This window comes from Stieleria maiorica, assembly GCF_008035925.1.
Lineage (GTDB): Bacteria > Planctomycetota > Planctomycetia > Pirellulales > Pirellulaceae > Stieleria > Stieleria maiorica.
The window spans coordinates 9,467,097-9,477,494 of the sequence record NZ_CP036264.1; the positions used below are offsets into that span (position 1 = coordinate 9,467,097).

A 10,398-nucleotide genomic window follows, 5' to 3' on the forward strand; every position below is an offset into this window, starting at 1 on the left:
GGGGTGTACGACGTCCTTTCTAGGTCGTCGCGCTGAGCCCCACGGGGGACGGCCCGGAAGGGCCATCGTACCCCAAGAAGAGCATCGCCCTTAGCTGGACGGTCCCTAAAGGCTAGACGCCAACGTGCCCGGTACCTTTTCAGCTTCAGATCGGTTTGACCATGTACAGCGATCCGCCGCCACCTGCATCGGCGGCGTAGACGGCTTGGGTGAAGCCGAACTGGCCGTAGATTTCGCGGGCTCGGGCGTTGTTTTGCTGGACCTCCAGTGTCAGTTTACAACATCCGCTGGCAACCGCATGGTCGTCGATCGCGCGCAGGAGTCGCCGGCCGATCCCGCGCTTGCGATGCGATGGGACGACATAAAAATCGCTGATGTTGATCAGTGGCTTGGCGGCGAAGGTAGAAAACCCACGAAAGCACGTGGCGATCCCGCAGGGCTGGTCCGCTTGAAAGGCCAGGAAGACCAACGACGTCGGATGCTCACGCAGTCCGCGGATCAGATTCTGCCGGGCGTAGTCAGATAGCGGTCGGGCATCGCCCATCGGATCGGCCGAATACGCGTCCATCATCGCAAGGATCGCGATTTGATGCCCTTCGTTGCTGAGATCTGCTAGGATGATTTTGATGTCAAGCATGATGGCACTGTATTAGAAGACCGGCCGAGTTAGGACATTGTGGAGTACGATGTCCCTTCCGGGCCGTCGTCCGCTGGACTTCCGACGACGACCTGGAAAGGACGGCCTACCGGCCATCGTACTAAACTGGCGTCTTTATCGTCGGTGTGTTTTCGTTCGTCCGTCAAGCGATTGAAGCCAATGCGTTTTTACCTTCCTCTGCAGATGCGTTGGGATGCTCGCTCGGTTTCCCAGGCCCTCTCCGACACGGGGCTTGATGCTCAGGTCGAAGACGACGCCGTGGTCATCGAATTGCCCGGCGTGTACAAGTCGCGGTTCAGGGGTCTGCAGTTGATTCAGCGACTGCGCGGAGACGTCAGTCGAATCACGATCACGTGTCGTCCCGATCGGGTGATCAACCGAATCGAGGTCGCGGCGGATCAACCGCTTTGGTGGATCCAGCGCGAACCCCAGATCAGTGCCGCGTTGAGAAGTCAGGGCTGTCTTGTCGTCGGCGAGGATCTTTCGGAACGTGACATCGTGATGAAGTACTGCCGTCCATCGCTGCGACTGTTGCGGAAACTTTGTGCGTTGGAGGAACTCGATGCGGCGGCTTGGCGATCGGATGTTGATCTGCCAACCGATTGGATCGGCCGGCGTGTTGAGCTTTTGGACGAGATCGAGACGCTGATGGTGGAGTCGGAAGATTTTTGCAGTGCACCAGAGAGCGAAGACGAAGAGGCAATCGTTGGTGTCTAGCCTTTAGGCGATTCCCGGTCGCTGCGAAGCAGCGACAGTGGGCGGCTAAAGCCCAATACCGCTAAATTAGGCGTCGTTTGCTTTGGGGAGGGCCCGTAGGCTCGCGCCAAACGGCTGATATTCGTTTGACATCAGTCGGTTCGCGCAAGCGTCCGGGCCTCCGCGCTGGGCTTAACTTAGCGGTATTGGGCTAAAGCCGGGACACCAGCGAATGCTGCGTTCCGTTTGACTGATGCCCGTGCCATTCGTGTCCGACACCTTTTACGGACGCGCACCACATCATTCTGCCCCGAATCATTCTGCCACCCCTCCTTTGATTCCTACCGACTCGCCAGGACAAGTTGCCTGAGTGGAGAGGTCGGAAGATTTAGGCGTGGCGGTTGTAGGCCAGGCAAAGGGGCGCGAGCACGATCCGGCTGTAGGGCATCAACACGGCAATCGCGGCCATGCAGTGCCACAAGGTGACGCGGTTGCCGGGCAACAAGTGCCAGACGATTGCCGCGATCGCGAACGTGCAGGCGAGGTAGCCGACCAACAGTCCGGTGACGGTTTGTGGTCTGGCCAAGCCGGAGCGGTACAGCAACGCTGTCGCGGCGATGACCAGGATCGCTTTGGCCGTTGCCAACCAGGGCAAGATCGCCGGTAACTCGGCGATCGATTGCCACATCCACTGCGTCCAGGCTTCCCAATCGGGGAACCGCAAGAATTGGAACAAGAACCAGCTGAACGCGGCGAAGGCGACGGCAAATTTTGCCGCGATCATCCAGTACACGAAACGCTTTTCGTCCGTCGATGTCGCCGCCACGTTCCAGGTCGTTTGGCGGACGACCAGCAGCGCCGCAACGATGACAGCGACGATGCCCAGCCGACCCAGTGCGTCGGGCGCGTCGAACTGCGACCCGATCACCCGCTGCCAGTCGTCGATCATCGGCACGCTCGCGCCGCTGGCATGCCAGATCAGCATCACGACCGGCACGCCCAGCAGCGATGCGAACCAGATCGCCGTCGTGATCAGCTGTTGTGTCCACACGATCGTCGTCGTGGGGATCGGCGCGATCGCGAGCGTCGGTTGCAGGAATCGGTCGTGCAATCCCGAGAGTTTCCATTCGTTCAAGAAGAGCGCCGGAAACAGAAACACGACGACCAGAAAGACGAAGGTGTCCGTCGCGGTCTGATCAAACAGCGAAAAGAACAGCACGATCAGCAACCAGCTGGCGACGATGATCCTGGTCCCAAACTCCGCCAGCTTCGTCGCTTCAAATCGAAGCAGCGCGCCGATCGGCGAGATCGTGGCACGACGTTTCTGACTTGACGTGATCGAATGACTCGCGGCCAAGGTCGGCGATGCGGTCGACGCAGACGACATCCAACGCTGCGATTCACTGATTCGTCCGGCGACGTTGCAGCGGGCCAGACGGACGGCGCGGGCGGCGAGCAGTGCCGGCGCCGTGTAGGTCGACAGGCCGACGATCCATGCCGCGGTGACCATGGTTGCATCGGCCGGCGGATGTGAATGGTTGTCTGCAAAGGCAAACGAGACCGAGAGAATCAGCCAAGCGTAGGCGGGGACGAACAGTATGCCGATCAACGAGAGGCGTGTGTAGGTCCAGCGAAACGGTTGCCAGGTGACCAGGCAGGCAAGAACGAACAGCGTCGCGATCCCGATCGCGGGGATGAACCAGCGTTCCAGCGGCATTCCGAAAAAACGGGCCGTCAACGCAATCGCGCCGCACACGGCCAAGGTCCAGCATGTTTTCAAACCCAGCGGGACGGCGGCGAGTTTCCAACTGCGGACCGGCATCCGCAACAACCAGGGCAGGTATCCCGTCGCGCCGCCACTGATGTCGCCTTGTTCGCTGAAGTCGAACAAGGCAAACGTGATCCCGAGCAGCGGCAGCGAGAACATCACGACGATCGAAGTGACCGCACGCTGGCCTGCGATCGTGACCCCGGCGTCGCTAAAACTGTAGGCGATGGCTCCAACGTGGATCAAAAGCATGTAGGTGATCGCGATGATGAGCGCCGTTCGACAGCGGGCGATCAACAATCGCGTCAGCGCGGTGATTTCAGACATGTTGCATGCCCTCCGTTTGGGGCGACGCCGCTGCTGTCGGCTGGCGTTGCACACGGCCGGCAAACCAACGGTGAACCGTCGCCGGTTGTCGACGCACCAATTCCCAGCGCGCGGCGCCGGATTCGATCGAGGTGGTCGTCGATGGAGACGCCTCGTTTCGGGTGTCGATCAACACCGACCATTCGGACGCATCGCCTATCGCACCGAATGAACCGGGGATCTCCGGCGGGCGAGCCGAGGAGCTGTCGGTGCGATAAAAACACTCGGTGTAGCGCTCGGGCAAGCTCGCCGCGGGAATCGATTCCAGGAGAACACCGTCATGAATCAATGCGATGTGGTCGCACACCCGATCGATCTCGTCGAGCAAGTGGCTGGAGAACAAGACCGTGCGGCCTTCGTCAGCCACCGTGCGGATGATCGCTTCCAAGATGTCGGCCCGCGCGATCGGATCCAGCCCGCTGCTGGGTTCATCCAGAATCAAAAGCTCCGGCCGGTGCGCGATCGCGGCCAACAACGCCGCGCGGGCGCGTCCGCCTTTGGACAACGATTTGAGTTTGGCGTCCGGTGACAAGTCGAACATCTCGCACAACTCGCCGCAGTAGTCGTCCGACCAGGTCGGGTAGACGCTTCGGCAAAACCCGATCAGATCGCTGATCCGCATCCATTTCGGCAACGAGTCTTCTTCGCTCATGTAACCGATCTTCGCCAGTAACCTTTCGGGGCGAATCGTCGGGTCTTGGCCGAGGACCTGGACGCTGCCGTGCAACGCCTTCATCGACCCGATCAAGTGCCGGATCAGCGTCGTCTTGCCGGCTCCGTTGAGCCCGACGAGGCCGAAGACACAGCCGCGGGGGATGTCCAACGAGACGTCGACCAGAGCGGCAGTCCCTTTGAAGGCACGTGAGAGTGACCGAACGCGGACGGGAGAATCGTCGTCGAAAGTCATTGGCGTTGGACCTTTCGTTGGAGGGCGTGGTGACGTGACGCGATCAACTCGTCGAGCTCTTCCGCGTCGGTTCCCAGATGGCTGGCCAGGACCAGCAGCTTGTCGATCTCGGGCGTCAGGATTTGCTTGCGCTGGGTGCGGCTGAGGCTTCCCGAGGTCTCCGCGACGAAGGTCCCGGTCGTGCGGCGTTTTTCCACCAGGCCTTCGTGTTCGAGTTCCCGATAGGCCCGGGCGATCGTGTTCGGATTGACCTTCAGCGATTCGGCCAGCCCGCGGATCGTCGGCAACTCGTCACCGGGTTTGAGTTGCGCCGAGAGGATTCGGAAGCGAATCTGTTCGACGATCTGCTGGTAGATCGGCTGGGGGCCGGATTGAATCTGGATCAGCATGAGTTGTGCCCTTGTGTTAATTCAGTGATACAATGTGGGGCGGGCGGTGTCAAGTGTTGGCTGGGATTTGGTTGGTGGGGGCAGGGGCGGGATGGCAGAATGATTCGGGGCAGAATGATGGGAGGCAGGACGGTGAGGGGCAAAACNTTTCCAGCGCGATGCTGGACGTGGCGATCCCCAGCAGCGCCGATACCGACTCGCTGCGATTCGTCCCGTTTGAATCCAAGATCCCCGACCGCGAGACGCCGGTACGGCTGATCTTGGTGCCGGTCCCCAGCGACTCACGCATGTCTTCCGACGACCAAACGCCTGATCCGCCCGAATCTGGTCCTCCCGAATCCGGTCCGCCCGGTGCACAGCCTCAGCCGAATCCGCCGCTGCGGGCGCGGGTTCCCGACCACGTCGCCGGCGGCACCTTCAGCACCGGTGCGATCGTGATGACCGGGCCGAGCGAATACATCGTCGATTTCCTGCAGACGATCGGGCGTCCGCACAAGGTCGCCGCGCGGGTGGTGATCCCCCATCAGGTGATGCCGCAATTCATCGAGGCGTTGACGACCAATTTGGAATTGTATCGGGGCCGATTCGGGGATCCCCACACGCCGCAGCCTCAACCGCCCAACCCGGACGCACGCCGGCCGAGTCCGCAAGAGATCTACGATGATTTAAAAATGCCCGACGAGGTGCTCAGCGGGACCTATGCCAACGGGGTGATGATCGGGCACGGTGCGACTGAATTCGGGCTGGATTTCTTGACCAGCTTCTTTCCACAGTCCGCGGTCAGCGCACGGGTGTTTGTCGCTGCCGGTCAGGTGCCGCGGCTGCTGGAATCACTCAAGGGGGCGGTCCGCCAACTGGAGCAGCGACGGCAGGGATTGCCGCCGACCGACCCGCCGCCGCCCGCCGCACCGCCGACGGATCCGCCACCTGCTGGGCCGACGGATTCAGACGGCTAGTACACGATCCAAAACGTAGCGGAAGTCGCCAAGACTTTCGGCGATTCGCCGGCGACGCCCGAAACTCTTGGCGAGTTCCGCTACCGGCAAGAGCAGCTACGATTGAATTGCCTCGCCCCAGAATCTCGATTCAACCAACACCATGGCAATCTCAGACGACCTTCCGCTGATGCGCGGACTCGAAGCAACGACCATTCCCGATGCGATGCCGCTGGTGCTGGCCAGCGGTTCGCCTCGGCGCGCCCAACTGCTGCGCGCCGCGGGTTATGAATTCACGATCGATCCGGCCAGCGACGATGCCGAGTGTGGCGTGTGTAGTCGTGAAACCGCTCCGGAATTGGTGGCGCGGTATGCGTATCGAAAGGCGGAAAGTGTGGTGCGGCGTTACGACCGGGCGATGATCTTGGCCGCCGACACCGTCGCCTCCTGTGGCGGACAGATCCTGGGTAAGCCGCACAACGAAGCCCATGCGGCAGAGATGTTGCGGACGCTCAGCGGTCGACGGCACGACGTGTTCACCGGCGTTTGTCTGTGGGAGTCGCAATCGTCGCGCTGCGTCGTGGAAGTCGTCCGCACCGAATTGCAGATGGATTCGCTTTCCGATTCCATGATCCGCGACTACCTGGACACCTTGCTGTGGGAAGGCAAGGCGGGGGCGTTCGGCTATCAGGACGGAAATGATTGGATCGAGATCGTTGGCGATGGCAGTCCAAGCAACGTTGTCGGACTGCCAATGGAGCGGCTGAAAGAATTACTGGAAAATTTCGATTCAGTTGCCGAAACCATAGAAGCGACGCAATCGGAATCGCCTACTTCAAACCAGTGAGATTTGGTAAAGTTTGACGGTGGTTTGCCGATGGCCGACATCGACTCTTACCGAACGGTCCGAATTGATGACTGATAGTTTTCCCACCTTGTTGTCACGACGCACTTTCCTGCCCCCGGGCGTGCCCCTGCAGCTGGTTTTGGCATGTGTGCTCGCTTGTTTTGCTGTCAATGGCGAACCGGCGACGGCACAGTCTTCCGCCGCCTCGTCGTCTTCCGGCGAAAACTGGGCGGAGAAGATGTTCAAAACGACCACTCACGATTTTCGTACGGTCGGACGCGGGACCAAGTGTGAGTATCGGTTCGATTTCACGAACCTGTATCAGGAAGACGTTCACATCGCGGCGGTGCGATCCAGTTGTGGGTGTACGACGCCGACGGTCACCCAGGACACGTTGAAGACCCACGAAACGGCTTCGGTGGTGGCGCGTTTTAACACCAGCACGTTCATCGGCCAGAAGTCGGCGGTCGTGACGGTGGTGATCGATCGTCCGTATTACGCCGAAGTGCAATTGAAGGTCAGCGGATTTATCCGCACCGATGTCACGTTTGATCCGCCGGAAGTCGCCTTCGGAGAAATCGCCTCGGGTAGCGGCACCACCCAGGACATCGTGATCACGCACACCGGTAACCGCGATTGGCAAATCACGGACGTCCGCAGTTTCTGCGATGATTTGGAAGTCCAATTGAGTGCGCCGCAGAAGTCACCGGGGATGGTGCGTTACCGGATGCGGGTGAACATCCTGGGCACGATGCCCGAAGGGGACGTCCATGAGCGATTGACGTTGATCAGCAATGATTCTGATTTCCCGACGACGGAGATGTCGATCAACGGCCGGATCCGGCCTTCGTTAAGCGTTTCGCCGTCGGCGGTCAGCTTCGGGACGGCCGATCCGGGGGCGACGGTCGAAAAACGGTTGGTGATCCGCGGCGACGAGCCCTTCGCGATCAAAGAAATCCTCTGTGCCGATGAACGGTTCGAGTTCGTCGCGCCCAGCGGCAGCAAAAAGCTGCACTTCGTGACGTTGCGATTCAACGCCGGGGCTGTCGAAGATCGCGTGGGCCAAGAGATCCAGATCAACACCGACCTGAACGGCGGGAAATCGGTCAAGTGCATCGTGACCGGGGTCGTCCGCGGCTAGTGACGGCCCGGAAGGGCCATCGTACGTTCGGCAGCGGTCGGTGGCTTTGAGGGTACGACGTCCTTTTCAGGTCGTCGCGCCGAGAGGCTTGCCGTCGACAGCCCGGACGGGCCATCGTACATTTGCGTTGTTATGCCGCTTTGCGAATCGCGATGGCCGCTTCTTCGACTTCGGCGCCCTCGGATTCGCTGGCCGCAAACGCCATCGCCAGCGATTCGACGCCGGAGAACGACAGCAGCAAATAGCCGAACAGTTCGGAAAACTCTTCCACCGCCGCTTTGGTCATCTCCGCCGCGTCGCTTGGCCCGATTGCCGTCCAAAGGTCGGGGACATCGATCGCCTGGCAGACGGTGCAGACATACAGTCCGGCAAACACAAACAGTGACATCGCAGGCGTACGAAGGAGTGCCAGCGATTGGTCGACGGCCTGTTTTCGGCCACGGTACAACGCCAGGGCCCCGATGACGAACAGCGGGATTCCGGCCAGGTACTTGTACGCATCGTCAAAGAACACGGTTTCGAACCAGGCGTCGCACTCTCGCGCGGCCGCGTAGCCGACCAGGCAGCCGCAGACGACTAGCAGCGGGCGTCCGAACTGCATTCTGGACGCCGCCAGAAACAGGCAACCGGCGGCGAACATGGCCATCAAGGCTTGGGACAGTTCGACCGGGCCGTTCTCCTGCGCGATCACTTCCGGCCCATAACCGCGCGCCGCCAGCAATACGAGGTTGCAGACCAAGAACGCGACCATCGCGTAGACGAGCAAGCGGACCGGGTAGTCAAACAGGGCCCCGGGCTGGCGGGGGCCGTCGTCGCGATCTGCGTCACTGGATGCGCCGCGGTATTTTCGTAAAGTCTTCATCAAACCTTCCTTGGTCGACCGGGTAACGATCCAGTCTTAGAGATTCGCAGGAGTGGAAGAAAGGTCAGATAGGAAACTTTCGCCGTGAAACTTGCGAATTGACGTTGCGGAGTGCGTGTGAGGCGGATGCGGAATCGCCAGGCCGATGTTTGTAAAGCGTCGCGAATGGCTGATCGACGATAGCCTACAGCCTGACGTCCGAACGTCGCTTCCTTCGCCAGAAGGTGGCGCGTGCGCTGCGCAAAATCGAGATTCCGCGGTGGTTCAGAATTCAAGCGAATTCATTCCGCGACGGAAGGTCGACTCACAGCCGCCATCGGGCGACGAAACACGAGTGACATCAGCCGATTCGCGCAAGCGTTCGGGCACCAGAGTCGGTGGAGCCCCCGTGTCCATGAAGCCCGTAGGCTGGCGCCAAACGGCTGATCCCAACAGGGTTTCGCGGAATCGAAAACGACAAAATCTTGCGAACGAAAACGGAAACAAATCGAACGATTTTGCGCAGCCCAGATGGTCCGTCTGCGTTTCCACGCTCGCATCGAGCGTAGCTACGAAGAGCAATGGATTTCCGCCGGTCAGAGCACGGCGACGGGATAGGACCCCAAGATCTCCAGTCGCCGGGTGATGGCGGCGAGTTGCTCGATCGCATCGGCGACACGATCCTCACCGCGATGGCCGGTCAGTTCGACGAAGAACAGGTACTCGTTGCGCGATCCCGGTAGCGGGAACGATTCGATCCAGGTGAGGTTTAGCTGTGCGTCGCTGAAGATCTTCATCGTGCCGGCCAGCGCGCCGGGCTGATGTTCGACTTGGAACAGCAACGACGTTTTGTCTTTGCCGGTGGGAGCGGGTTCGTCGCGACCGAGCACGGCGAATCGAGTGACGTTGTCTTTGTTGTCTTCGATGTTCTGGTTCAACACATCCAAGCCATAGGCACGCCCGGCGGGCAGGCTGGCGACCGCAGCGATATGGGCGTTCCGGGCGGCGGACTCGGCGGCCGTGGTCGTGCTGCCGACTTCGATCAACGAGGCGGCCGGAAAATTGGCCGCCAGCCAGCCCCGGCACTGGGACAGCGCTTGGGGCTTGCTATGGATTTCGGTGATTTGCTCGCGTGTTCCGCTGGCCAGCAGGTTGTGATGGATCGGCAACAGGACTTCACCACAGATCGGCATGTGCAGCCTTGCGAACATGCCCAACGTGTCGACGACCCGCCCGTCGGTACTGTTTTCGATCGGCACCAGGCCGCTGACCGCGTCCCCACGCTGGACGGCATCGAAGACCGCCGGGATCGTCGCCACGGGAGTAAACGGCGCCGCGTCCCCGAAATACTTGATCGCGGCTAAGTGGCTGTAACTGTACTGGGGGCCAAGAAAGCTGATCGCCCCCGGCCCGACCCCGAGGCGACAGACGCTGTCGATGTGCCGCAGGGTTTGCCGCAGCGCGTCGATTTCTTTGGGGGCAATCGATTGTTTTGAATCGCTGCAAAAGGACTGAAGCGTTTGGTCCTGTCGGGCATTTGATTCGCCCACCGAAGGAAGCGATTGCTGATCGGCCAAGGTTTTTACCAGGCTGCGGCGATGTTGAATCATCTGCAGCAGTTGATGGTCGATTTGTTCGAGCGATTCGGGGGGCGAAGAAGGCATGAAGGAGTCAGGTGGCGATGTTAAACGAGATGGCTTGGTGGCTGGTTATCAAGGATTCTTCGTGACATGGCAAGTCGGTGGGATGGAGGGGAGGGATGGCAGAATGATTCGGGGCAGAATGATGGGGGCAAAACGATGGGGGCAAAACGATGGGGGCAAAACGATGGGGGCAAAACGATGGGGGCA

Annotated in this window: 10 protein-coding genes; 4 read left to right on the top strand and 6 right to left on the bottom strand. The window is 60.5% G+C overall.

Annotation, left to right across the window (positions count from 1 at the left end; genetic code table 11):
- Nucleotides 1-145 precede the first annotated feature (145 nt).
- A complete protein-coding gene (locus tag Mal15_RS32345; protein ID WP_147871504.1) occupies nt 146-637 on the bottom strand; it encodes a GNAT family N-acetyltransferase in 492 nt (163 codons plus the stop codon).
- Between the two features lie 180 nt (nt 638-817).
- On the opposite strand from Mal15_RS32345, the gene Mal15_RS32350 reads away from it, so the two are divergent.
- Nucleotides 818-1,375: a hypothetical protein gene (locus tag Mal15_RS32350; RefSeq protein WP_147871505.1), complete on the top strand. Its 558-nt coding sequence runs from the start codon at nt 818-820 to the stop codon at nt 1,373-1,375.
- A 367-nt stretch (nt 1,376-1,742) separates the two neighbouring features.
- Here the strand turns inward: Mal15_RS32350 and Mal15_RS32355 are convergent, their stop codons facing one another.
- Genes Mal15_RS32355 through Mal15_RS32365 form a run of 3 tightly spaced genes read right to left on the bottom strand, consistent with a single transcriptional unit; the run spans nt 1,743 to nt 4,784 of the window.
- Nucleotides 1,743-3,449: a hypothetical protein gene (locus Mal15_RS32355; protein ID WP_147871506.1), complete on the bottom strand. Its 1,707-nt coding sequence runs from the start codon at nt 3,447-3,449 to the stop codon at nt 1,743-1,745.
- Entirely contained in the window at nt 3,442-4,395 is a 954-nt protein-coding gene (locus Mal15_RS32360) for an ABC transporter ATP-binding protein (protein WP_147871507.1), read from the bottom strand. The genes Mal15_RS32355 and Mal15_RS32360 overlap by 8 nt, the downstream gene beginning before the upstream one ends.
- Nucleotides 4,392-4,784, bottom strand: coding sequence for a GntR family transcriptional regulator (locus Mal15_RS32365; RefSeq protein ID WP_147871508.1), 393 nt, complete (start codon nt 4,782-4,784; stop codon nt 4,392-4,394). The genes Mal15_RS32360 and Mal15_RS32365 overlap by 4 nt, the downstream gene beginning before the upstream one ends.
- 158 nt (nt 4,785-4,942) lie before the next feature.
- Here Mal15_RS32365 and Mal15_RS32370 point away from each other — a divergent pair, with 158 nt between their 5' ends.
- From Mal15_RS32370 to Mal15_RS32380, 3 genes are all read left to right on the top strand, one after another.
- The gene (locus Mal15_RS32370; protein WP_233903163.1) at nt 4,943-5,740 is read left to right on the top strand and encodes a DUF3467 domain-containing protein; all 798 of its coding nucleotides are present in this window, start codon (nt 4,943-4,945) and stop codon (nt 5,738-5,740) included.
- 142 nt (nt 5,741-5,882) lie between these two features.
- On the top strand, nt 5,883-6,566 hold the full coding sequence (locus tag Mal15_RS32375) for a Maf family protein (RefSeq protein WP_147871509.1): 684 nt from the start codon (nt 5,883-5,885) through the stop codon (nt 6,564-6,566).
- Between the two features lie 67 nt (nt 6,567-6,633).
- Nucleotides 6,634-7,707, top strand: coding sequence for a DUF1573 domain-containing protein (locus tag Mal15_RS32380; protein WP_233903164.1), 1,074 nt, complete (start codon nt 6,634-6,636; stop codon nt 7,705-7,707).
- A 130-nt stretch (nt 7,708-7,837) separates the two neighbouring features.
- Here Mal15_RS32380 and Mal15_RS32385 read toward each other — a convergent pair whose 3' ends face one another.
- The gene (locus Mal15_RS32385; RefSeq protein ID WP_147871510.1) at nt 7,838-8,569 is read right to left on the bottom strand and encodes a hypothetical protein; all 732 of its coding nucleotides are present in this window, start codon (nt 8,567-8,569) and stop codon (nt 7,838-7,840) included.
- Nucleotides 8,570-9,144: 575 nt separating this feature from the next.
- Entirely contained in the window at nt 9,145-10,212 is a 1,068-nt protein-coding gene (gene pheA / locus Mal15_RS32390) for a prephenate dehydratase (protein WP_147871511.1), read from the bottom strand.
- Between the last annotated feature and the right edge of the window lie 186 nt (nt 10,213-10,398).

Excerpts from the sequence above, each read along its gene's own strand:
- Mal15_RS32355 (WP_147871506.1), bottom strand. The coding sequence starts at position 3,449 with ATGTCTGAAATCACCGCGCTGACGCGATTGTTGATCGCCCGCTGTCGA.
- Mal15_RS32380 (WP_233903164.1), top strand. The coding sequence starts at position 6,634 with ATGACTGATAGTTTTCCCACCTTGTTGTCACGACGCACTTTCCTGCCC.
- Mal15_RS32370 (WP_233903163.1), top strand. The coding sequence starts at position 4,943 with ATGCTGGACGTGGCGATCCCCAGCAGCGCCGATACCGACTCGCTGCGA.
- Mal15_RS32385 (WP_147871510.1), bottom strand. The coding sequence starts at position 8,569 with ATGAAGACTTTACGAAAATACCGCGGCGCATCCAGTGACGCAGATCGC.
- Mal15_RS32350 (WP_147871505.1), top strand. The coding sequence starts at position 818 with ATGCGTTTTTACCTTCCTCTGCAGATGCGTTGGGATGCTCGCTCGGTT.
- Mal15_RS32360 (WP_147871507.1), bottom strand. The coding sequence starts at position 4,395 with ATGACTTTCGACGACGATTCTCCCGTCCGCGTTCGGTCACTCTCACGT.
- pheA (WP_147871511.1), bottom strand. The coding sequence starts at position 10,212 with ATGCCTTCTTCGCCCCCCGAATCGCTCGAACAAATCGACCATCAACTG.
- Mal15_RS32375 (WP_147871509.1), top strand. The coding sequence starts at position 5,883 with ATGGCAATCTCAGACGACCTTCCGCTGATGCGCGGACTCGAAGCAACG.
- Mal15_RS32365 (WP_147871508.1), bottom strand. The coding sequence starts at position 4,784 with ATGCTGATCCAGATTCAATCCGGCCCCCAGCCGATCTACCAGCAGATC.
- Mal15_RS32345 (WP_147871504.1), bottom strand. The coding sequence starts at position 637 with ATGCTTGACATCAAAATCATCCTAGCAGATCTCAGCAACGAAGGGCAT.